Below are 20463 nucleotides of genomic sequence, written 5' to 3' on the forward strand. Positions count from 1 at the left end.
GAGGACGGAGGCGGCGAGGCGTCCGAGCGGACGGGGGGCACGGATACCTGACGCGACCGTTCCCCGCGTGGCGACCCCCGACGTGAGGGCGTACGGTCCGAGCCTCTGACAACTCTCGGTCGACCGCCACCGCGACATCTCGTTGTCAGACAGTTAGCAGTACCCCCGACAGGTGTTGGCGTATTAAATCACGACAGCACCGACAGGTCACTCGTCGAGGCCGGGGTAGTCCTCGCGCCACGGTCGAACCCGTTCGACGACGCTCGCGACGGCCAGTGCCGAGCGCTCGTCGTACCGCCCGGCGACGACCTGCATCCCGACGGGGAGGCCATCGACCAGGCCGGCGGGCACGGTCACGACCGGGTGGCCGGTGAGGTTGAACGGCCACGAGAGCGTCCAGTCCATCGGCAGGCCGGCGACGGACTCGCCGTCGACCTCGGTCGGGAGCGGTTCGTCGTGGGCCAGCGGAGGCGTCGCCAGCGCCGGGCAGACGAGGGCGTCGTAGCCGTCGAGCGTCTCCTCGACGGCGTCGTACAGTCGGGTCCGCACGGTGTCGGCCGTCGTGTAGTCGAGCGCGTCGTACCCCCGTCCCATCCGGACGGTCTGGGCGAACGACGACCGGAGGTCGTCGGCGTGGTCGTCCAGGAGGTCCATCCCGTGCGCCTCGTTCAACTCCCGGACGAGCGTGGCGAACAGCGTCGTCGCCTGCGTCCCGTAGGCCGCAACCAGTTCGCCCTTCTCCGGACCGCCGACCGCGACCGACTCGACGGTCGCGCCAGCGTCGGCGAGGTCGGAGACGGCGTCGCCGACGGTGTCGCGGACGGCGGGGTCGACGGCGAACCGGTCGAGGTCGGGACTGTAGCCCACGTCGAGGTCCGCTGCGTCCCGCTCCGTAGCGGTGGTGTAGGACTCGTCGTCGGGCCGCGGGACGCTGTAGGGGTCGGCGTCGGCCGGTCCAGCCAGGACGTCCATCGCGAGGGCGACGTCCTCGACCGTCCGCGCCATCGGGCCGAGGACGCCGAACGGCGTGTGCGTCCGGAACGCGTCGGGTCGGGCGTCGCGAGGGACGACGCCGAACGACGGCTTGACCGAGACGACGCCGCAGCACGAGGCGGGCGTCCGGAGCGACCCGCCGACGTCGGACCCGGTCGCTAGCGCGCAGAGGCCGTCGGCGACGGCCGCCGCGGACCCGCCCGAGGAGCCACCGGCGTTGCGTTCCGGGTCGAAGGGGGTGGCCGTCGGCCCGACGAGTTCGTTGTCCGTCCGGACCGTGTGGCCGAGTTCCGGCGTGTTCGTCGTCCCCACGACGACAGCGCCGGCCGATTCGAGGCGCTCGACCGCGACGGTCGTCCGGTCGGCGACGTTGTCCGCGAACGGTGCCATCCCGTAGGTGTGGCGCACGCCCGTTTTCGTGTACCCCAGGTCCTTGATGGCGACCGGGACACCCGCGAGCGGTCCGGGGTCGTCGCCGCGTTCGACGGCAGTCTCGACCTCGCGGGCGCGCTCTCGTGCTTCGTCGGCGAGGACGGTGACGAACGCGTTCGTCCGGTCGCCCCGCTCGTCGATACGGTCGAGGTACTGGTCGAGGAGCGTGACTGGAGAGAGCGTCCCCGCGCGCACGTCCGCCGCGACGTCGGCCGCGGGACGGAAGCAGTCGTCCGACATACCGGTTCGTCGGCCGGCCGTGGCAAGAAGTCTCGGGGCAGAGCGCTCTGGGAGGAACTGCTCGACGGAGCCACGGCGTCAGTCGTCGTCGCTCCAGACCGGGCCGTCGTGGCGACCGTTGACTGACCCGCCTGCGCCCATCGTCACAGCGTCGTCGCCGTCGCCGACGAACCGGCCGAACGCCGACGAGATGGCGTCGTGACCGATGATGGTGAACCCGAGGAATATCGTGAGGAAGCCGACGAGCGTGAGGGTGGAGATGGTCTCGCCGAGCAGGAGCCACCCACCCAGCGTGGCGACGATGGGGACGACGTAGAACACGAGGTTCCCGTGGATGGGGCCGACGTCGTCGAGCAGGCCGAAGTACGCGATGAACGCCACCGCGCCCGAGAACACGCCGACGTAGCCGAGGGCGACGAGCGCGGCGGGCGTCCACGCGACGGCTCCGAGCCGCTCGCCGGTCCCCAGGCTCAGGAGGTGACAGAGGAGTGCACCGACGGGCAGCGCCCACGCCGTCCTGACGGTACTCGACAGCGAGGAGTCGGCCCGGCGGATGAGGACGGCACCGAGCGCACCGCTCACCGCGCCCGCGAACACGATGGCCTTGCCGAGGACGGCACCGCCGACCAGGGCGCTCGGGTCGACGCCGACGACGAGCGCCACGCCGACGAACCCGACGGCCATTCCGAGCGCGCCGACCCGCGAGAGGCGCTCGTTCGACAGGATACCGGCGGCGAGCACCGGCGTCAGGATGGGGTTGAGACTGAAGACGATAGCGCCCACCCCGCTGGTGGTGTACTGCTGACCGACGAAGATGAAGACGTTCGCCAAGCCGATGGCGAAGACGCCCGCCGCGAGGATGCCGGCGACGTCGGCGCGCGTCCGCGGCAGTAGCTCTTCGCGTGGGAACCGCGCCAGCACGAACCCGAACAGCAGCACCGCCCCGATGTCGAACCGGAACGCCGCGAACAGGAGCGGCGGGAAGTACGCCAGTCCGGCCGTCGCCGCGACGAACGTCCCGCCGAAGCAGACGCTGGCGACGAGGAACGCCGCGACCAGCCGGAGACGCGAGTCCGTCACCGCCCCCTCGCGGTCGCCGTGTGACTCGTTCGCAGAGCTATTCGAACACTCGGTTCAGACGTGGAGACCATCACTTGTTTCGAAAGAGGCGGGTTCGACGGTTGAACCTGTCCAGTAATACTTTCGCTGCGTGTAACATCGACCAGTGCCGACGGCGATTCACACTGTGACGATTTTTCGTGGTGCGAAAACCGCTATGTGGGAGGACTCTGAACACGGTGTATGGACACGGCGCTGGAGGAGATCGAGTTCCTCGCCCGCTCGGAGAACCGGGTGGCCGTCCTCCGGGCGCTGGACGACGCGCCGGCCACGCGGCGCGAACTCGGCGACCGCATCGACGCCTCCCAGCCCACGCTCGGACGGGTGCTGAACGACCTGGCGGACCGCCAGTGGATATCGTACGACGGGACGCGCTACGAGGCGACGGCGACCGGTCGGCTCGTCGCCGAGCAGTTCACCGCGCTCTCGGAGACGCTGGCGACCGAACTGCGACTCCGGCCGGTCGTCGAGTGGCTCCCGGAGGCGTCGATGGGGTTCGACCTCCGGCACCTCGCCGACGCGACCATCACGATACCGACCCAGACGAAGCCCGGCGCGCCCGTCCATCGGGTGCTCGAACTGCTCCGGGCGACGGACCACGTCCGAATCGTCTCCCACGCGCTGAACGAGCAGAGCCTCGACGTGGTGCGGCGGCGGGTCGTCGCGGGCGAGCAGTCCGTCGAGGGCGTCTTCTCGCAGACCGCGCTCGACGCCGTCGCCAGCGACGACGCGCTCCGGGGGCAGCTCCGCGACCTGCTCGCCTCGCCCGACGCCGAGATTCGCCTCCACGACGAGCGCGTCCCGCTCGCGGTGACCATCACCGACGACCGCGTCCACCTGCTGCTCAGGGACGACGACGGCTTCCTGCGCGCAGCCGTCGACACCGACGACGAGGTCGTTCGCGACTGGGCGGAAGAGGCGTACGACCGTTACTGGGCCGCCGCGACGCCGCTCGACCCGAGCGACCTCGACGCCGACAGCCTCGGCTGAGGGCAGTGGGGTATCCGCCGTTCTCCGGTAGTCGTCAGGTCGGTGGACGTGTCAGTCGTCGTCCGAGGCGGTGGGCGCGGGTGCGTCGGCGTTGTGCTCGCGTGCGTGCTCGCGCATCCGCTCGGAGATGCCGGGCACGTCCTCGGTGGTGACCTCGCCCTCGGCCTCTATCTCCTCCACCGAGCGCGGGAACGTCCGGAGGCGGTAGTGGATGCCGATGCCGGCCTTCGCGCCCTCGCCCATCGCGACGGGAATCTGGTTGTGGCCGGGCGTGAGGTCGCCGACGGCCGAGACGCCCTCGACGCTCGTCCGCCCGTGGTCGTCGACGGCGACCGTGCCGTCGTCGTTCGTCTCGACGCCGAGCTGGTCGGCCAGGTCGCTGTTGTAGTCCGACCCGTACATCGGGAAGCCGCCGCGGTACTCCCGCCGGGTGCCGTCCTCGAACACGAACGCTTCGAGCCAGCCGTCGTCGCCCTTCTCGATGGCGTCGATGTCCTCGTGAATCACGTCGACGGGATGGGCGTCGAGCTGCGTCTGGGTGTCCTCGCTCCACTCGGGGTCGTCGCCGCGCGTGAGCAGGTCCACCTCGTCGGTGAAGTTGAGCATGATCATCGCCACCGTCGCCGCGGCGTCGCCCGTCCCCATCACGAACACCGGCTGGTCGACGAACATGTAGGCGTCGCAGTGGAGACACCAGTGGAGGCCGCGACCCGTGCGCGGGAGCGGAGGTTCGGGGCGCACGTCGTTGAACCCGGTCGCGAGGACGACGTGGTCGGTCACGATGTCGACGTCGCCACCGGTGACGCGGAAGCGACCGTCGTCGGTCCGCTCGACGTCGGAGACGGTATCGCGGACGTACTCCGCGCCGTACCCCTGTATCTGTTCGACGGCCGTCTGGAGGAACTCGTTACCGCTAACGTCCTCGGTGACGCCGATGACGTTGTGCGTGTCGAGCATCATCGCCGCCCGCCCACCGCCGCGGTTGACGACGGCGGTGTCGTGGCCGAGGCGGGTCGTGTAGAGCGCCGTCGTCAGTCCCGCCGGACCGCCACCGATCACCGTCACCTGGTACTCGTCGGTCATGGCGGGACGTTGGGTCGCCGGACACATAACCGATTAGTCGGACGTGCGCTCGGCACGCCGAGGCGTGCCGACGAGTGCTGACGGCGGCGACCCCGTGGCACGCAAGCAGTCGATACACTGGTCGGGGCCGTCGACGGTCGATACGGAGCGTCGGGCACTCGACTGGAGCGGCCGTCGCGTCGACGGCGTCATCGACCGTGGCTGGCGGTGACGGTGTCGGCGAAAGGAGTTTCCACGTCGGGACCCACCGTTCGCACATGAGCTTCGACCCCACGCCGTCCCTCAGCGAGGAGGAAGTCGAGGAGACCGTCGCGTCGACCATCGCGGACAACGACGTGGTGCTGTTCATGAAGGGGACGCCCCTGATGCCCCAGTGTGGCTACTCGCGCCGGGCGCTGGGGCTCATCCAGCAGCACCGCGAGGACGTCGCGACCGTCGACGTGCTGGATGCGCTGGACCTCTACCGCGAGGCGCTCCAGGAGCGTAGCGGGTGGGAGACGATTCCACAGACGTACGTCGAGGGGGAATTCGTCGGGGGCAGTGACATTCTCGCAGAACTCGACGAACGTGGCGAACTGGGCGAGACGCTGGGGGAATAACCGGCCCCTGTGTCCGAGTGACAAAAAGGGCAGAAAATATAAACCTCAAATCCCTAGAGTAGGGTGACCAGTTCCGGTCGCGGGGAGGGATTTGCCCCGGTTAGCTCGTGCTACATCCATGACCAGCCACGTATACAGCCTTCACTCGACGCTCGAACTGCCACTCGAAGACGTACACGATTTCTTCGAGGACCCCGACCTGCCCGCCGAGATCGCCGACATCGAGATCACTCGACGGAACAACACGCTCATCGTGAGCGCCGTCGCCGCCGAGGACAACATCAGCAAGTACACCCCGACCGCACAGCTCAAAGCCAGCGTCACGGAGAACCGCATCTACCTCGACGAGGAGGAGGAAGACGAGGAGGACTCCGGCCCGTTCGCGAGCGGCCCCTCGGGCGGCCCCCAGTGGGGCGCGTTCGGCCAGGAGGAGGAGATGGAGCGACCCTCCGAACTCGTCGAGTACGCCTGCTTCAAGGGCGACCGCGAGACGGTGCTCCAGAACACCGCGCTCCAGTATCCGATGTTCGAGGTGCTCTGCAAACTCGCACTCGAGTGCGAGAAGGGCGCGCTGACGGCCATCACCGCACGCGACGGCACGCTCGAAGCGACGCGAATCGTCGACGGCGAGGAGCGAGCGGCCCGACTCGAAGTCGTCGAGGACCCACGCGAGAACGGCCCCGGGAACGGCATCAACTGGCGGGACAACAAGTTCATTAGTTAGAGCGATTACAGATAGACTCTGTAAGATTCCGGGCGGTTAATCTCCTCACTTTAGCGACGCGGGACCTTCTGAGCGAGACTCTCCATTCTCAATCCTATATCTGACCACCTCGCTATTAGGATTTCACGGAGATGGCTTAGATTGGCTCCTCTGCCGATTCGCTCCCTCACTGACGGATACCCTGAAGGCTCGACAGACCCCTCTCCAATCGCCTCCTATCGCTCAGAGCGCCACGCTACTTTCTTTCAGATGGAGGAGCCATGACTCAGCTGATAGACTTGTGCCGCGAGTCTATCACTTGCTCTGCGTCGCCGAACTATCACGGTAGGTTCTGATTTTGTGTATGCCGTACACTGCAAGCCCTATCGAGAACACGTAATAAAGCAGCGCGGGCGACCCATCGTAGTAGCTCCCTGTCACGCGAACCTCCGCAAACGGGTGGCCGTAGGTCACCGCAAACCATACCGTTGAGAGGACGCCGACGAGGACGCCTGAGATACCTCCCCGGAGCTGCTCGTCCATGATAGTGAGTGTTCAGTACTGCATCACAAATAGCTACCTGACTACACGATACACCCACGCTCTAAGTCTCTCGACCGGACCGAGTGAGCGACGCGTGCCGCGGGTCTATCGTTCGGAGACTGGTTCAAGGGTCGTTGACTCGGTGATGACAACCACTCCATCCGGGTCAGTCTCATAGACTTCCAGTCCCGCCCCACCTGTACTGGACTCGCCCTTCGAATATGTAATCCATATCCTCGCCCCCACGACCGCGAGCGTTCCGAGGAGGTTCTCCTGCGTGTGGTTGTCAACCAGTTCTGATGCAGTTCCGGGTGGAAAGTCCTGATATACCACTGACCGGGCCGGTGATGGGGCGACCGGGCGAACGGTGACTTCCCGACCCTCCGTTTCGACGGGCAGCTCGTCGGGTACGGTGTGGAAGTCCAGATAAATCGACTGCTCGTCCACCTCACGGTCCCAGCGTGGCTCCTCTGTGACGGAATGAGCGTAGTACCCCACCTGATGCTCGCCGTCGCTGACCAGCACTGCGTCTCCTGACGAGATTCCCAACTGGTCCATCACTGCTGGGTGGAGCCGACACCACCCCTTCTGGACGTCTCCGATGAACTGGCGAGCGATTCGCAGGTGAAGCTTCGACTCGGCCATTGAGGTAGAGTTTGACAACGAACACCAAGACGGTTGCCCTGAACCGTATCGAAGTGATACACCCACGCTCTACGTCTATCGAACGGGCAGAGTGAACGACGTGTACTGCAGTGAGGAACCTACAAATCAATTGTACCTCTACTGAACAATTATGAACCGCTCTCATCATGAGCCCAGCTCGGACAAGCTGGGCATTCCGCTTCCAGCTATCGTCGGCGGCATACTCTTTGGCCTGACACCGACAGTGCTTCTCATCTACCGAGTGAGACGAGGCGGCCCGGTACCACGCTGGGTGTTCGTGGTCGCACCGTTCAGTGCGCTGTTCCCGCTATTCATGGCGTATGCGGAATTGAAATTCCGGTGCGACGAGGAGTTTCGCCAGAAGGCCTACGAGGTACACCAGCGACACAAGGAGAACACGCAGCGATAGACTCACGCTCTCAGTCTATCGATAGACACGTGCCGCGAGTGTATCATTCACCACAGAAGATACTTATCATGGATTGACTAAATTCGGATATGAAGCGCCGTGCCCTCCTCGCTGTCGGCTGTAGTGCCGCACTCGCCCTGAGTGGCTGCATTGGCAACACGAACAATCCGGGAGGTCAGACAAGCACTGCAGCGGTAGAGTCACCATCTACTGAAAACAGGACTGTGACACAGTTCTACAGGACGGCTATCTACTCCAAGAATTACACAAACGAGGCAGTGGAGGCAACTGTCCGTCTTGAGGGTCCACAAGAGACGTTGGTGCATGAGACACTTTCTCTCGAATCTGGTGAGGATGTCCGATTCAATGTAGAGCTACGACATCGGGTGAAGTACTACGTCATCGTCGAAGTCGATTCAAACCCGACTCAGCAACCAGTAACTCCTGATGGGGGGTTCGGTGGCATTGAAGTATTTTTTGAGGATGACGGTGTTGCAGTAGGTTCTGTCTGGAAGTAGTCCGACGTCCCATAGACAGGTCTACGGCGAAAGCATGCTTTCCGAGAGGTCATCAGAATAGTCGGCCTCGGTCCGAGATTTCTGATACACTCACGCTCTGCGTGTATCGAATGGACCGAGTGAGCGACCCGTACAGCGAATCCATCACCGAGTACTTCGATTCACAGAAAGGTACTTACCGAAATTTACGAATAGCAGCATATGAATCGACGCGCCCTCCTCACGTCGTTGAGTATTCTGCCAGCCTCAGCTTCCGCGGGGTGTACGTCACTCGGTCGAGAACTATTCGGGACGGACGACGCTGAGACGCCAGACCCGCTGTTCCTTCAGAACGACGTCGATGAGGTTCACGTGCTCACAGTCACAGTAACTCAACCTGCAACTGAGACCACGCTCATCGAGGGAGCGTTCAGGCTCCCCGGACGACACTTCGTTCGATTCCCCGAGATTGGCGTGACGGGTGAAACGTACACTATTCGAGCGTCTACCGTGGATGGAGCGTCCGTCGAGGAACGTTGGATGCCGGACCCGTGTTCAGCGGTCACAGGACAGGCAGCCGTCATTCGCGTTACCTCATCCGGGTTGAGATACGACCAGAACGGCTGTGACGTGTATACTCAGCAACCATCGTTCGAACTCTCACCTGAGGAAGCAGCAGTCACCAGTTCGGGAAGTGAGTAAGCGACAATCCTCGATTCGTCCCTTCATGTTCGACTCACGCTCTGAGTCGCTCGTTCGACGCGTGCCACGAGTGTATCGGTGGCCAGCGAGCGCCCGAAAGCTTATTCGATAACACATTGACACGCAACTGAATGAGCTACGATTGGTCCCGTAGAACGTCCCTTCAGGCGGCGTGGGGCATTGGAGTCGTCAGTGTGGTCGCTGTGTACGTGGTCAGTGTGTTCTGGACGTACTATGGGTTGCAGTCGGCGGGATATCTCGCCCTCGGGGTTACGCTCGGCGTTCCACTGCTTGCTCTCGTGAGTGGCCCCACAGGAATTTGGCAACGTCGAACCGTCTTCGCATTGTTCGTATTCGGTGTAGTTGCCCTCATCGTTGGGGTCATCGGGTCAGGAGTGGTGAGTGCGCTCACTGCACCAGTGAACCCCTCAGAGTACTACTACGGGTTCGACTACGACTGGACCACCAACACGCTCCGATTCGGACTCACCCGAACAGGAGCGGTCTACGACAGCACTGTTCATCCAAATCGAGGGTCCGTACTACTCGGTGCACTCGTCATCGCACTGGGTCTCTATGGCCGACTCCCAGAACGGTGGGTGGGCCAGATACAGGAGTGATAGACTCACGCTCTGGGTCTATCAAAACCGGCAAGCGATGCGACGAGTGTATTTCGACCAGCTATAGTACGATTCTGCTGTTAGAGCCGTGGCGTATTTGTAGTTACACCCACTGGTCGCCTCTCAACTTTCGAATAGTGTGGCTGTGGGTGGGAATTTGATGTTCGGCGCGTATCGCTCCTACTGACGTGCATTCTCCACCATTCCATAGATAATCGCAATGGAGGCGCCCAAGACTAGCGGTGAATCGGAAATCGGAAGCAGGTCCATCACGAGAACGACGCTTACGCTCACCACAATCAACGACCCACACATCGAGGCGAGTCGTCTCCAAGAGGGAAGAGCGTCGAATCGCATATGTAGTATTCAAACCGGGTGGATAAATCGATTCTGCTGACAGCTCCAATCCATCACACTTGCCAGCGCAGCGGACAACCGTCTTCCTGCCCGGTAGACCCACGCTCTGAGTCTTTCGAACGAGCGTGCGACGTGTGTGTCGATAATGGTGATAGGTCAACGTTAGTAGAAGTGTCTGGCCGGGCCTTTAGGTGAGTTGCCATGCCTTGTGGTCACAGTTCGATATCCCTCGGTAGGACTCACAGCGTTTCGCCAGATGATGGACAGAAACGTATATTTAATCAAATTGGTAAACTCTTCACAGCCAATAGTATGTCCCGCTACTCCCCCGCCTCTCCCTCTCCAACGCGCCGTCGCCTCCTTCGAGCGGGGGCGCTCGGCCTCGCCACCGGGCTGGCTGGCTGTTCGGCCCCGTTCAGCAGTGAGCCCGCCCCTCAGCGCGACCCCATCGAACCGCCCACCGACAACCAAGACCCCACCGACCGTGTCGAGACCGGCGACGATGACGATTCGCCAACCCTGTCGCGCGAGCCAGCGGCGGCATTCGATGCCCCTGACGGCAAGCTCACCACCAATGACTACCTCACGATGGATGAGTCACCCCCCTCGCCCGCTGACCATCGCCACCCGCGCGAGCGCGCGTTCAGCATCACCGTCGACGCCTCAACGGCCCGCTTAGAGATGCCTCCAGTGCGTGTGTTTCGCGACTGCACGCTTCACCTCCACGTCCGAGACACCCGCGGTCGGTTCATCACTAAGCGCGCCAGCCTGACGAAGAGTCCGAACACGCAGTACCGAGCGGAGTCCGCGGAGTTCGGCCTCTCGAACGTTGACCTGCCGAGGGGTGCAGGTGGATTCGTTGTGCTGACGCTCACCGACAGCGAAGAAGAGCGCATCCTCGGCCCGGACTCCGCCAGCCATCACCTGCTGACGCGCCACCAGTTCGTCGGCATCGACCACCCCGACGGCACGCGGTGGTTCAACGACGCGGAGTTCAACGACCCCGACAACAGCGGCGGTGTCATGGCCACCGAAGACCACGGCGACAAACGCACCGTCTTCCTCGTCTGTCGGACCAACGTCAACGATGAGGTGTTCGGCGTCGCCACGCAAGTCGAGAAGGAGTTCGTCGAGACATATCGACGGAAGAGCGATGATTTCCAGTGGCGGCTCGCTCACAGCGGCCGATGGGAAACTCACTGGGCGACACGTATCAGTCACCTGCGCGACCTCGCAGAGAAGACCGATGCCGTCATCTCGGCTGTCGGCATCACCGGGTCGTTTGACCGCCTACAAGCCCTCGGCGACCTCATCCAGATGGCCATCCCGTATGGCACGGCTATCAAGGCGGCAAACCCGCCCATCGTCGTCCTGCACGAAGGGAGCGGCGACTGTTCGGAGGTCAGTATGCTAATCGCTGGTATCCTCGCCAACGACCCGTGGAACGTCCGCACTGCATACATCGACTGCGAACTCCGTGGAGCCAGCCATATGACGGTCGGGATAGACGAACGTGACTTCGACGGGAGGGGGAACATTCGCTGGGTTGACGGTCAACTTGGACCGGAAGGCAATCCCCGACCCGACTTCCCGGATACCCGCTACGCGTTCTTTGAGATGACGGCCGACACAAATCTCGGGATAGCATCGAAACGGGTGAACAAGATTAACGGAATCAAAGACACCGGGACGTTCGAGTACACGTACGACCGCTCGGAGACGCCCCCCGACTACTGAGTCCCCTCCAGTTCTCCACGCTCTTCGACAGTCTCCAGATACGACTTCAGCGAGACCCCCAGCTTCTCCTCGACGACCCACCGGAGCGCGCGCAGGTAGGTGTCTGCGCCCTCCGTCCAGTCGAGGACGTAGTCATCGAGGTCGTCGAGGTCGTCTTCCAGTAACCCGACGCGCTTCTCGATAGTCTTCACCGCCGGAGCCTCCGCTCGATTCACTGATAGACCCACGCTCTGAGTCTCTCGACCGGACCGAGTGAGCGACGCGTGCCGCGAGTGTATCGGTCGATTAGTTTCCATTCCCCCTCTCCTCGGGTGTTGGGTCAGCGTCAACCGGCGATACTTGGACATCATAGAGCGAATTGCGGGCAGTGACACACTCATAGGAGCCTCTTGGGTCAATGTCGCTCTCTTCAGCGGCGTCGAGGAGAGCCGTCAGTCGCTCTTCGAGGTCCTCTTGACTGGTGATGGTCGAATCGCTCTCGAACGTATCGTCATCCATGGCGAATCAATACGTCACTACGAGATGGTTCGACCTTTGATTCTCGGAGCGTGAGAAGACTCGGCATGAGTGCCTTTGCGTGACCAACGCTCTGCTCAACACCCTACTGCCTCCACTACCGGACAGGTCGTACTTGGGGAACGGCGCAGCACATCCATCGGGAGCGAATAGAACGGGGGGCCGATGGGGACGAGGTAAACAACCGAGTGCCTCTGACAGCGTGGCCCCAGTTGGGGCATACTCAGCCTTGGCATGTAAGGCTACTGCTATGAACAATCTCATGAGATAACGATACCACCCAGTAGTAGAAGCACCCTCTGTTAAATCGCGCAACACGTAGATACGTTTATATATCCAGTATCCTGAACCACCGCTGTCCGGTGGCGTCGCCGAGGGTCGTTCACAAGTGGACGCCCGTGGTCGTCTTGGCCGATGCACCAGCGACGGACGGTGACGCCACGGACATTCCTTGCTCGACACGACCGCTAATAACTCTGTGTGACCGCCCGATGTACAACCCGCCCGCACCGTAGGTCAGTTAGTCTCGTGAGACACTCACGCTCTGCGTCTCTCGTTCAGTTCAATCAACGGAATGGTCGTAGACTGGGGGTTCAGAGAAGTGGGTCGAGGTCGTCGATGTGCTCCCCCGTCACCACCGTCTCGTCCTCGAAATCGAACTCGACGACATCGGCATCGGCGAGCTTCGGCAGGTCCCGGTGGAGGAGGGCAACGGCAACGCGTTTCTGGTCCCCCTCGTTGACCTCGCTGTGTGAGATGTCTGATTCACGGGCGGCGATTTCCGTCGCGAGACTGCTGACGTCCCATTCCTCGCTCTCGTTTAACAGAAGGCGGAGCGTCTCGCGACGGAGTTCTTCGGCGACGAGGTCGTATGCCTCGTCTTCGGATAACTCATCCGGCGTCCAGTCATCCATCTCACGATATCTCGCAGTGCTGGACTGGTAGGATTTTTGGCCGCTTCGACGAGACGCGACTGATTGACTAACGCTCTGCGTGTATCAAACGGACCGAGTGCGTGACGCGTGCCGCGAGTATATCAGTCGCGCTTCCGCTTATGGGTAGTATCTCTACATGTTTGAACGCTCGCGTTAGGTATTCTGGATGAGAGTCTCAGACGTGTATTTATCTCGTCCACTGAGTCTCAGTGGTCTCTTCAATGAAACTTTTGAGAGGTGCTATTGAGGGACAGCCATAGATGTCGACTACTCATTCCGCGGTCGATTTCCATGATAGTTAGATTCAGCGTCCAAGAACGAACGCTCCTTCAGGCCCTTCGGGAGGTGCCTACGACGAGGGTTGTCTGGGAGGACATGAACATCACGGAGGATGGTGGAGTGGTGTTGTTGTTCTGGGCAGAGTCGGATGATTTCGAGGCGTTCGAGGCAGCGATGCAGAACGACCCGACCGTCGAGTCCCCGCGCACGGTTACGACGTTTCGCAACCGACGGCTGTACCAAGCCGAATACGTGGGGGGTGGGAGAGCGAAACGGGCACATTCTGCGCTCGTCGAGACAGGAGCCATCATTCAGGAGTGTGTGGGCACGCACAACGGGTGGACCTTACAGATTGCCTTCCCGAGTCACGACGCCCTCCAACAGTACTATACGATTTTCGACGAGTCAGACATCCAGTTCACGCCCTTGGAGAAGTACGAGCAATCCGCTGACCGACTGCTCGATGAGTTCGGGCTCACTGCGAAACAAGAACAGATGCTGGCACTCGCTTCGGACCGAGGCTATTTCGACGTTCCCCGGAAGACGGACCTCGACGAACTCGCCGATGAGCTGGGTATCTCTCACCAAGCGGCATCTGAACGGCTTCGCCGAGCGATGGACATCTTGGTTGGTCGGTCGGTTGGCACTGCCACAGCGTCCACATCGGAATACGAACACTGAGTGACACTTTGGGTCACTCGCTCGACGCGTACCATGCATCTCTCACACTCGTTCAGATAGCATCGCTCGGGGACAGGTGGCAGAAAGGGTTAGAACTGGACGGGCCGTACTCTCACGTCCCAAGCCGTGTTGAGACGGCGCACATCGGTCGGACCGCTTGGGAAGAGGTGACTCGGCATGCTCGACCAACTCATCGTCGTCTGCGAGGCGTGTCGACAGGTGTACACTGCTCGGCAACGGGCCGATGGCAGTTTCATCCTCCCGACGAGGGAGGGAGACTGCCGGTGCGGAGGGACAGTGTTCAGCAGATACGCTGGTTCCGGGGGTATCAGCCCCACTCCCTCCTAACACGGCAGTTTTTCCTAAGGCGTTAGTCCCGAGCTGAGGAGAGTGTGACGAACTGTACTCGATTGACCACGCTCTGCGTCCATCGAACGAACCGCGTGACCAATATGTGCCGCGAGTGATTCAGTCTCCGTTTGGTTTGACGGCACTCACGACGACATCGTACCGCGAACCGTCGTAGGAGGTTGTAATATCGTACGCTCCTTCCACATCATCACCGGAGGCCGCAGCGCGAGCGAGGAGGTCGGCCAACAGTTCGTCAAATGTCTCTCGGGAGTCATCGTCAGAAGCGCGAGTTTCCATATTACTCTGGAACCTTCAGCGGAAGTGTCTATCAAGTATCTCCATGACGGGAGGGGATTCTCGAAGGTGTTTAAGTGAGTTCGTCGCTGCGCGAAGGAACGAAGACTGATAGACTCACGCTCTGCGTCTCTCGAACGGGCCAAGTAAGCGATGCGGGAGATTTACACCAGTCTCACTCTCCGGTGCGTTTCATTTCAATCGTCGAGGTAACCATCTGTCCGACCTCCCTGTCGGTGAGGTCCCCGCTCACCATCTTCTCGACCATTTTCTCAGTTACGTAGTACGTCGCAGTGAGCGTATCAGACTCAGTAAGGACGCTAACATTCAATCGTTCCACGTGCCATCCTTGGTCGACGTAGGCAGCATAGATACCCACAACGGACCCGATATGTGGGATTTCGGCACTCGTTCGGGCAGTCGAGTAGTACTCCAGTGTTACAATCCCTTCGTCCACACCCAAGCTAGCGATGTCGACATCGTCATCCTTGAGCTCTTGAGCATATCTCTCCCGGAACTCAGCCTCGCTACTCGCAGAGCACCCTGCGAGGCCGACTATACCGGCCCCTCCCAAGAGCTGGAGGAGTCGCCGCCGGTTCATATCCAATTTCTGATATTGTTGAGTAAATAGTTTGTGTATGCACAGATGGCCTCCGATTAGACCAACTTGTATTGATGCGGGGAATGTGTCTTTGTGTGGATTTCTGGTGACGACAGACCCACGCTCTCAGTCTCTCGATAGGGCCGCGTGAGCGACGCGTACCGCGAGTCTAACGGACACTCTACGTCGGAAGGACAAGGGAGATGGTATCGCTCAGTTCGACGAGAGCCGACGATTCGAGAGTTCTCGAATGAGAAGGTAGACACAGAGCAGCACCAGTTCGGTGAAGACCAAATCGACGACCTTGCCGGACCAGAACGCAAGCGTGACCGGGACGACAAACACACAGAGCCCGATGAGTGCAGCGACGGTCTTGTTGCTGTGAGCTATCTCTGAGTAGCTAAACCACGCGATAGCAGCTTGGACGAGGAGGAAAATTGGGAGACCGATTCCAAGAGCAGGCATATCTTTCCAGTTAGTGATGGTTGATAAATACTTTCCGGGATGCTGATACACTCACGCTCTCAGTGTCTCAACGGATAGTTTGACGCACAGGAATACTATTGGTGTGAAGGAGTCAACAGAGAAGTATGAACCGCCGCCGGTTTCTCGGGGCGACAGGGGGCCTCCTCACGGCACTCGCGGGGTGTACCGCACTCGGTGGTGATGGACCACAGGGTCACCCCATGAGCGCGGGATACGAAGACAATCCCATCGTGTACTCTAACGGCACCCTGCAGTTGACCGGCCCTGACCAACCGGTCCGTGCCGGTGACCACGTCGAATTCACGCTCAGGAACGTCGGCGATGAGACCATCGAGAGCGGCTGTGGAAGTTCGTGGACGATTCAGCGGAACGACGGTGAGTCGTGGCGCGAACTGATTTATACGACTGCCCGAGGTGGCGCTGGCTGCGCAGCCCCACTCGCACCGGGCGAATCGCGGACGACACGACTCACGCTCGACAAAGCTGGTATCGAGGACAGCATCGGCGGCACACTCGTCGAGGAGTTCACGTCGGGACAGTACCGGTTCGTGTGGCTCGGCACCGACCCGTTTCTCGCTGTTCGGTTCCGTATCGACGCCTCGCAGTGATAGACTCACGCTCTGAGTGTATCGACCGGACCGAGTGAGTGACCCGTGCCGCGAGTGTAACATAAGAAGTAATCGAGTGGAAGGACGTTCACGAGTATGCCAAAACGACGGGCCCTCCTGATTAGTCTGGTCATACTCTGTGTCGTCCTTTCGGGGTGTGGCGGGCTCAACACACAATCCACTCCTCAGGCTACAGTAACACCCGGTAGTGTCCCCACTGACCAGCAGGCATCCGTTACGACAACAGAACCGACGTCGACAGGCACTCTCACGCGGCCATTGCTCGGCATAGAGATTCAAAACGAACAGAATCGCTCCTACCAACTGCAGATGTTCTTCACGAAGGAACGCCTCTCCTCGGTCACTCTTCACTCGCGGACTGGGACAGTGAATCATTCGGTGGACAAGGACGATTCAATGTCGATACAACTACCGAACGTCAGGCCCGCCGATAACATCAGTCGTGTCGTTCCGGGACATGAACCATCCCGAGTACTTAATTCGAGCATCTCGGGTGACGACGTTCGTTTTGGCCGGGTCCCCTCAGAGGAAGAGGTCTCGGTGCTTGTCGTCCTTCGAGCGAGTAATCAACCGACACGAGTTTCCGCAGTAGCCGGGCTTCAGTGTACGGATGAGCGACGGCTTGATGGACTCCGTATCGACATCGTTGATGAGGACGCACTCACAGTCGGCGGGAGCTGCACAAGTGAATGATACACTCACGCTCTACGTCTATCGAACGGGTCGGCGAACGACGCGTGCCGCGAGTCTACCAGTCTACGAGGACAATTCGCTCACTTCGACATCCACTCATGCTGAAGAGTTATTCGAGATGCCACCGTCGGATGGAGGCGATGGGATGGCTCAAAATGCTCTGGAATCGACTCTCGTGGTTACAGATTGGTCTGAGCATCATCATCGTTGGACTACTGATTGCCCTCTCTCTGGGTAGCATCGAATACGAGACGTTCTCTCTCCCATTTTCACTCGTGTGTGTCGTACTCTGCTTAGAATCCATTCGCGTTAGTATGAGGGCAAACTCGTCGAGCAACTGAGCCGGTTTCTACGATAGTGTCTGCTCACTGTCTCGCTGTTAGACCCACGCTCTAAGTCTCTCGACCGGACCGAGTGAGCGACGCGTGCCGCGAGTGTATCATGCCAGTGACCCGAAGCTATTCGAGAGTGTGTCTATTCTGTCCCGCTATGAGACGGCTCCGGGAGTGGGGAGAGGCAGTATATACTCGATTTGAGGCGATGCCCGGGGGGTACGTGATGGGGCCGATTCAACTCCTGTTCGTGCTTCCGCTTCTCTTAGGAGCGGCGCTCATCGACTTCCTCGTCGGCGAGACGTTCAGCGGGTATCTCTGGGTCATCTTGCTGGGGGCGAATGTCGCATTGGTACTCCTCTTTCTCGTTCTTGATGTCGGCATTGAGCAGTTGTTTGCACGACTCCCGAACCCAGCGAGAGAGGGAGCAGGGGCGTACCTGTTGGTCGCTGCCTCCTTCATGTTCGTTGCCGCTGCCTTGGTGTACGCGACTGCCAACTCCGTCGAACCGGCAGTGTTGTTCGTCGGACTTGGCGTCGTAGCCATCGGCCGGTATGTCATCGACGAACGTGCAGCGTAAGACTCACGCTCTGGGTCGCTCAAACGGGCCGAGCGAGAGACCAGTGCCGCGAGTGTAACGGGAGCCCATTCGTTCAGCCAGCAAAGACTATCCAATAGGCTGTAGTCACAGGATGGTATGGACCAGCGATACAAAGACGCACTCATCATCGGTGGGATGGGGGTCGCAACCCTTGGCACACTTATTATCGGCGAGCTGTCGTCATCTGGTGGTGTTAATTTATGGGAAGAAGCTGGACGATTTGACTTGCCAATTATCGTTGCGTGGCTTTTTGGCATCGGAGCAGTGATTTTCAGCATACTGATTGTGACAAACGTTTACTATCCCAACTCGGATTACGAGGGGTGAAAAGCGGTCGACGATACACTCACGCTCTGAGTCGGTCAAACACTTCCAATGGGAGACGCGTGCTGCGAGTCTATCGCTCAGGCAGTTGGTCGGTTCCGCCGAATACTCCACCCCAGATACGTGAATCCAGCGACGACGAAGACGGGGAGGATGATTTCCAACCGACCGAGAAGGAAGGCGATGGAGAGCAGACCACCGAGAACGCCGACGACAGTCGCGTGTTCGCGGTCACCTCGCCGAACGAGGAAAGAGGCGGCACAAATCGCGGCGACACTCACGAGTCCGAAGAACAACTGGCCCTCAATGACCACCGCATACGCCAGCACGAGTATCGAGAGGAGGGCTGTCGCAACGATTGCGCTGTAACGGTCCATATTCTAACCTATTTCTTGGAAGGGTATAGGTCTTCTCGCAAACTGATACACTCACGCTCTGGGTCTCGCATTCGATGCGTGCCGCGTGTGTACCATTGCAACTCAGACGCATCCTTCATGTCCCCCAAAAGCACTTACCAGTTATTGCAGTAATATTAGCAAGTATGAACAAAGTGCCCCGCCGCCGGGTTCTCGCCCTCGGTGCGACCGCCATCAGCGGACTGCTCGCCGGGTGTGGAAGCTCCGTTGGCGACGAGCCTTCTACGACGGCCCGCTCATCTTCGGAGAACACCGGCACTGCCAGCCCTCCTCAAACGTCGGCCTCAGAGCCTCCAGCCTCAACGACCACTTCTTCCCGCGACGAGAGATTGCCACTGGTGTATTCAACGAGTAGCGGACCATTCTCCAAAAGCGCAACGCCGAACAGAGGGTGGGTCCATATCGTCGCTGATGGGGAGAGCGCGGACCTCACATTCGACGCTCGTCTCTGCACCAGTCAGTCCGTTGAGGTGACGCTCACCAATCCAGTCTCAACAGAGTACAGACTCAACGTTGCGACGGAAAGCGAGTCGAGTCCGGTCTCTTCGACGCCGAGCTCGGAGACGCCCACTTGTGGAACAGGAACCCACATCACCGGCAGTGCAAACGTCCCCAATGACTGGGAAGAGCTGCCAGTAACCGTCAACGGCTACGAAATTCAACGACTCGAACGCTCCGGCACGACGGGCAGGCTTTGGCAACTCCCAGACCCCATAGTGTTCTGACCACCTGAGCGACGACGAACTGATAGACTCACGCTCTGAGTCTATCATTACCGGCAAATATCTTCCATCCCCGGATTCGTGCCCGTCTACTAATCGCCAATATCGCCATCTCGACATACTCCGACGACTCACTCATCTCCTGAGCGACGAATCCGATACCTGAATTACGCATCGATAGAATGGTCGTCACGCTGACTAGTCCGGTAGGGTTATTTTGTTGACACAGTATACATCTCCCATGGCTCAGCGAAGACAGTTCCTCAGAGCGACGGTGGCTGGTTCTGCGGCTATCCTCGCGGGATGCTCAGGTGCATCGGAATCAGACAATCAGGATGATGCCGGAGGAGGGGGCGGGTCGAACGCCAACGTGGTACTCGAATACAGCCTCACATCAGGCAAATCACCTGACGCGGTTCCCTCGGACATCAGTAAGAGTCGAGAGAATGGCGGGCGGCGAGAAGAGGGATACAAATGGATCGTCGTCAGCTTCGACGTGACACAGGGGACGCTTGATATGGAGGACGTCTGGTTCCGGAGCCGGGTTGAAACGAGCGAGCGGTTCTTTGACCTCGACCACGGGACTGCAGACCTCACTGACGGCGTCCAATCACGAGGGGAAATCAAACAGGGGGCCTCAGGAATCGCGCTCTACCAAGTCCCACAAGACGTGAATAGACTCTCTTGGAATCTCGATGAGATGCGTCAGAACGTCGACGCTCAGAGGCGATAACTACCCAGAGGGGTCTGACTGCCCTTCGCGGCTCAAGGCTCGCTCTCCTCGAACAGGTAATCCTCCCATCGCTCCTTCTACTCCTCGGTCACTATCAGGTTGACTTGGAGTTTCCTGCCGCCCATATCTTGTCCCCTGAATTACCAATCCCGAGCCATCTATATGAATCCTCTTGAGCAG

25 protein-coding genes are annotated in these 20463 nt (G+C 60.4%); 14 read left to right on the top strand and 11 right to left on the bottom strand.

Features of this window, described 5'->3' with window-relative positions; translation table 11 throughout:
* Nucleotides 1-207: 207 nt before the first annotated feature.
* Entirely contained in the window at nucleotides 208-1665 is a 1458-nt protein-coding gene (locus tag MX571_RS18915; RefSeq protein WP_247419891.1) for an amidase, read from the bottom strand.
* 78 nt (nucleotides 1666-1743) lie between these two features.
* Nucleotides 1744-2745, bottom strand: a complete 1002-nt coding sequence (locus tag MX571_RS18920; RefSeq protein ID WP_247419894.1) for a DMT family transporter — start codon at nucleotides 2743-2745, stop codon at nucleotides 1744-1746.
* 222 nt (nucleotides 2746-2967) lie between these two features.
* Between MX571_RS18920 and MX571_RS18925 the strand changes: the two genes are divergently transcribed.
* Nucleotides 2968-3774 (top strand): helix-turn-helix transcriptional regulator, encoded by an 807-nt coding sequence (locus tag MX571_RS18925; RefSeq protein WP_247419896.1) that lies wholly within the window; start codon nucleotides 2968-2970, stop codon nucleotides 3772-3774.
* A gap of 51 nt (nucleotides 3775-3825) precedes the next feature.
* Here the strand turns inward: MX571_RS18925 and MX571_RS18930 are convergent, their stop codons facing one another.
* Nucleotides 3826-4857, bottom strand: coding sequence for an NAD(P)/FAD-dependent oxidoreductase (locus tag MX571_RS18930; RefSeq protein ID WP_247419898.1), 1032 nt, complete (start codon nucleotides 4855-4857; stop codon nucleotides 3826-3828).
* 64 nt (nucleotides 4858-4921) lie between these two features.
* On the opposite strand from MX571_RS18930, the gene MX571_RS18935 reads away from it, so the two are divergent.
* The 3 genes from MX571_RS18935 (at nucleotide 4922) to MX571_RS18945 (ending at nucleotide 6180) form a co-directional block, all read left to right on the top strand.
* Nucleotides 4922-5068, top strand: coding sequence for a hypothetical protein (locus MX571_RS18935; RefSeq protein ID WP_247419903.1), 147 nt, complete (start codon nucleotides 4922-4924; stop codon nucleotides 5066-5068).
* Nucleotides 5069-5114: 46 nt separating this feature from the next.
* Nucleotides 5115-5456 carry a glutaredoxin family protein gene (locus MX571_RS18940; RefSeq protein WP_247419905.1) on the top strand — a complete coding sequence of 114 codons (342 nt, stop codon included), beginning with the start codon at nucleotides 5115-5117 and terminating at the stop codon, nucleotides 5454-5456.
* Nucleotides 5457-5574: 118 nt separating this feature from the next.
* Entirely contained in the window at nucleotides 5575-6180 is a 606-nt protein-coding gene (locus tag MX571_RS18945; RefSeq protein ID WP_247419909.1) for a DUF7110 family protein, read from the top strand.
* 294 nt (nucleotides 6181-6474) lie between these two features.
* Here MX571_RS18945 and MX571_RS18950 read toward each other — a convergent pair whose 3' ends face one another.
* Both MX571_RS18950 and MX571_RS18955 read right to left on the bottom strand, forming a co-directional pair.
* Nucleotides 6475-6702 (bottom strand): hypothetical protein, encoded by a 228-nt coding sequence (locus MX571_RS18950; protein WP_247419939.1) that lies wholly within the window; start codon nucleotides 6700-6702, stop codon nucleotides 6475-6477.
* A gap of 105 nt (nucleotides 6703-6807) precedes the next feature.
* Nucleotides 6808-7347: a CDC48 family AAA ATPase gene (locus MX571_RS18955; protein WP_247419942.1), complete on the bottom strand. Its 540-nt coding sequence runs from the start codon at nucleotides 7345-7347 to the stop codon at nucleotides 6808-6810.
* A gap of 519 nt (nucleotides 7348-7866) precedes the next feature.
* On the opposite strand from MX571_RS18955, the gene MX571_RS18960 reads away from it, so the two are divergent.
* From MX571_RS18960 to MX571_RS18975, 4 genes are all read left to right on the top strand, one after another.
* Nucleotides 7867-8295: a hypothetical protein gene (locus MX571_RS18960; protein WP_247419945.1), complete on the top strand. Its 429-nt coding sequence runs from the start codon at nucleotides 7867-7869 to the stop codon at nucleotides 8293-8295.
* A 201-nt stretch (nucleotides 8296-8496) separates the two neighbouring features.
* Nucleotides 8497-8976, top strand: coding sequence for a hypothetical protein (locus MX571_RS18965; protein WP_247419947.1), 480 nt, complete (start codon nucleotides 8497-8499; stop codon nucleotides 8974-8976).
* A 131-nt stretch (nucleotides 8977-9107) separates the two neighbouring features.
* The gene (locus tag MX571_RS18970; RefSeq protein WP_247419950.1) at nucleotides 9108-9596 is read left to right on the top strand and encodes a hypothetical protein; all 489 of its coding nucleotides are present in this window, start codon (nucleotides 9108-9110) and stop codon (nucleotides 9594-9596) included.
* Between the two features lie 558 nt (nucleotides 9597-10154).
* Nucleotides 10155-11690, top strand: coding sequence for a hypothetical protein (locus MX571_RS18975; protein ID WP_247419953.1), 1536 nt, complete (start codon nucleotides 10155-10157; stop codon nucleotides 11688-11690).
* Here MX571_RS18975 and MX571_RS18980 read toward each other — a convergent pair.
* The 3 genes from MX571_RS18980 to MX571_RS18990 all read right to left on the bottom strand — a co-directional run bounded on the left by MX571_RS18980 (nucleotide 11684) and on the right by MX571_RS18990 (nucleotide 13120).
* Complete coding sequence (locus tag MX571_RS18980) at nucleotides 11684-11881, bottom strand: hypothetical protein (RefSeq protein ID WP_247419956.1); 198 nt, start codon at nucleotides 11879-11881, stop codon at nucleotides 11684-11686. The genes MX571_RS18975 and MX571_RS18980 overlap by 7 nt on opposite strands.
* A 94-nt stretch (nucleotides 11882-11975) precedes the next feature.
* On the bottom strand, nucleotides 11976-12188 hold the full coding sequence (locus MX571_RS18985; protein ID WP_247419959.1) for a hypothetical protein: 213 nt from the start codon (nucleotides 12186-12188) through the stop codon (nucleotides 11976-11978).
* 611 nt (nucleotides 12189-12799) lie between these two features.
* The gene (locus tag MX571_RS18990; protein ID WP_247419962.1) at nucleotides 12800-13120 is read right to left on the bottom strand and encodes a DUF7344 domain-containing protein; all 321 of its coding nucleotides are present in this window, start codon (nucleotides 13118-13120) and stop codon (nucleotides 12800-12802) included.
* Between the two features lie 312 nt (nucleotides 13121-13432).
* Here MX571_RS18990 and MX571_RS18995 point away from each other — a divergent pair, with 312 nt between their 5' ends.
* Nucleotides 13433-14101: a helix-turn-helix domain-containing protein gene (locus MX571_RS18995; protein ID WP_247419965.1), complete on the top strand. Its 669-nt coding sequence runs from the start codon at nucleotides 13433-13435 to the stop codon at nucleotides 14099-14101.
* An 820-nt stretch (nucleotides 14102-14921) separates the two neighbouring features.
* Here MX571_RS18995 and MX571_RS19000 read toward each other — a convergent pair.
* Complete coding sequence (locus tag MX571_RS19000; protein WP_247419968.1) at nucleotides 14922-15347, bottom strand: DUF8159 domain-containing protein; 426 nt, start codon at nucleotides 15345-15347, stop codon at nucleotides 14922-14924.
* A gap of 213 nt (nucleotides 15348-15560) precedes the next feature.
* Nucleotides 15561-15812, bottom strand: a complete 252-nt coding sequence (locus tag MX571_RS19005) for a hypothetical protein (protein WP_247419971.1) — start codon at nucleotides 15810-15812, stop codon at nucleotides 15561-15563.
* A 125-nt stretch (nucleotides 15813-15937) separates the two neighbouring features.
* Between MX571_RS19005 and MX571_RS19010 the strand changes: the two genes are divergently transcribed.
* From MX571_RS19010 to MX571_RS19020, 3 genes are all read left to right on the top strand, one after another.
* A complete protein-coding gene (locus MX571_RS19010; RefSeq protein WP_247419974.1) occupies nucleotides 15938-16441 on the top strand; it encodes a hypothetical protein in 504 nt (167 codons plus the stop codon).
* A 1203-nt stretch (nucleotides 16442-17644) separates the two neighbouring features.
* On the top strand, nucleotides 17645-18067 hold the full coding sequence (locus MX571_RS19015; protein ID WP_247419977.1) for a hypothetical protein: 423 nt from the start codon (nucleotides 17645-17647) through the stop codon (nucleotides 18065-18067).
* A 117-nt stretch (nucleotides 18068-18184) separates the two neighbouring features.
* A complete protein-coding gene (locus MX571_RS19020) occupies nucleotides 18185-18415 on the top strand; it encodes a hypothetical protein (protein ID WP_247419980.1) in 231 nt (76 codons plus the stop codon).
* A gap of 77 nt (nucleotides 18416-18492) precedes the next feature.
* Here MX571_RS19020 and MX571_RS19025 read toward each other — a convergent pair whose 3' ends face one another.
* A complete protein-coding gene (locus MX571_RS19025; protein ID WP_247419983.1) occupies nucleotides 18493-18789 on the bottom strand; it encodes a hypothetical protein in 297 nt (98 codons plus the stop codon).
* A gap of 164 nt (nucleotides 18790-18953) precedes the next feature.
* On the opposite strand from MX571_RS19025, the gene MX571_RS19030 reads away from it, so the two are divergent.
* Both MX571_RS19030 and MX571_RS19035 read left to right on the top strand, forming a co-directional pair.
* The gene (locus tag MX571_RS19030) at nucleotides 18954-19553 is read left to right on the top strand and encodes a hypothetical protein (protein WP_247419986.1); all 600 of its coding nucleotides are present in this window, start codon (nucleotides 18954-18956) and stop codon (nucleotides 19551-19553) included.
* Nucleotides 19554-19791: 238 nt separating this feature from the next.
* Complete coding sequence (locus MX571_RS19035) at nucleotides 19792-20283, top strand: hypothetical protein (protein WP_247419989.1); 492 nt, start codon at nucleotides 19792-19794, stop codon at nucleotides 20281-20283.
* Nucleotides 20284-20463: the final 180 nt, after the last annotated feature.

Source organism: Halomarina salina (assembly GCF_023074835.1).
Classification (GTDB): domain Archaea; phylum Halobacteriota; class Halobacteria; order Halobacteriales; family Haloarculaceae; genus Halomarina; species Halomarina salina.

Bases quoted from the DNA above. Each gene is read 5' to 3' on its own strand.
- MX571_RS18960 (WP_247419945.1), top strand. From the start codon at position 7,867: ATGAAGCGCCGTGCCCTCCTCGCTGTCGGCTGTAGTGCCGCACTCGCC.
- MX571_RS18965 (WP_247419947.1), top strand. From the start codon at position 8,497: ATGAATCGACGCGCCCTCCTCACGTCGTTGAGTATTCTGCCAGCCTCA.
- MX571_RS18990 (WP_247419962.1), bottom strand. From the start codon at position 13,120: ATGGATGACTGGACGCCGGATGAGTTATCCGAAGACGAGGCATACGAC.
- MX571_RS19005 (WP_247419971.1), bottom strand. From the start codon at position 15,812: ATGCCTGCTCTTGGAATCGGTCTCCCAATTTTCCTCCTCGTCCAAGCT.
- MX571_RS19025 (WP_247419983.1), bottom strand. From the start codon at position 18,789: ATGGACCGTTACAGCGCAATCGTTGCGACAGCCCTCCTCTCGATACTC.
- MX571_RS18950 (WP_247419939.1), bottom strand. From the start codon at position 6,702: ATGGACGAGCAGCTCCGGGGAGGTATCTCAGGCGTCCTCGTCGGCGTC.
- MX571_RS19020 (WP_247419980.1), top strand. From the start codon at position 18,185: ATGGACCAGCGATACAAAGACGCACTCATCATCGGTGGGATGGGGGTC.
- MX571_RS18930 (WP_247419898.1), bottom strand. From the start codon at position 4,857: ATGACCGACGAGTACCAGGTGACGGTGATCGGTGGCGGTCCGGCGGGA.
- MX571_RS19010 (WP_247419974.1), top strand. From the start codon at position 15,938: ATGAACCGCCGCCGGTTTCTCGGGGCGACAGGGGGCCTCCTCACGGCA.
- MX571_RS18915 (WP_247419891.1), bottom strand. From the start codon at position 1,665: ATGTCGGACGACTGCTTCCGTCCCGCGGCCGACGTCGCGGCGGACGTG.
- MX571_RS18940 (WP_247419905.1), top strand. From the start codon at position 5,115: ATGAGCTTCGACCCCACGCCGTCCCTCAGCGAGGAGGAAGTCGAGGAG.
- MX571_RS19015 (WP_247419977.1), top strand. From the start codon at position 17,645: ATGAGACGGCTCCGGGAGTGGGGAGAGGCAGTATATACTCGATTTGAG.
- MX571_RS18925 (WP_247419896.1), top strand. From the start codon at position 2,968: ATGGACACGGCGCTGGAGGAGATCGAGTTCCTCGCCCGCTCGGAGAAC.
- MX571_RS18975 (WP_247419953.1), top strand. From the start codon at position 10,155: ATGCCTTGTGGTCACAGTTCGATATCCCTCGGTAGGACTCACAGCGTT.
- MX571_RS18970 (WP_247419950.1), top strand. From the start codon at position 9,108: ATGAGCTACGATTGGTCCCGTAGAACGTCCCTTCAGGCGGCGTGGGGC.
- MX571_RS19035 (WP_247419989.1), top strand. From the start codon at position 19,792: ATGGCTCAGCGAAGACAGTTCCTCAGAGCGACGGTGGCTGGTTCTGCG.
- MX571_RS18995 (WP_247419965.1), top strand. From the start codon at position 13,433: ATGATAGTTAGATTCAGCGTCCAAGAACGAACGCTCCTTCAGGCCCTT.
- MX571_RS19000 (WP_247419968.1), bottom strand. From the start codon at position 15,347: ATGAACCGGCGGCGACTCCTCCAGCTCTTGGGAGGGGCCGGTATAGTC.
- MX571_RS18955 (WP_247419942.1), bottom strand. From the start codon at position 7,347: ATGGCCGAGTCGAAGCTTCACCTGCGAATCGCTCGCCAGTTCATCGGA.
- MX571_RS19030 (WP_247419986.1), top strand. From the start codon at position 18,954: ATGAACAAAGTGCCCCGCCGCCGGGTTCTCGCCCTCGGTGCGACCGCC.
- MX571_RS18985 (WP_247419959.1), bottom strand. From the start codon at position 12,188: ATGGATGACGATACGTTCGAGAGCGATTCGACCATCACCAGTCAAGAG.
- MX571_RS18945 (WP_247419909.1), top strand. From the start codon at position 5,575: ATGACCAGCCACGTATACAGCCTTCACTCGACGCTCGAACTGCCACTC.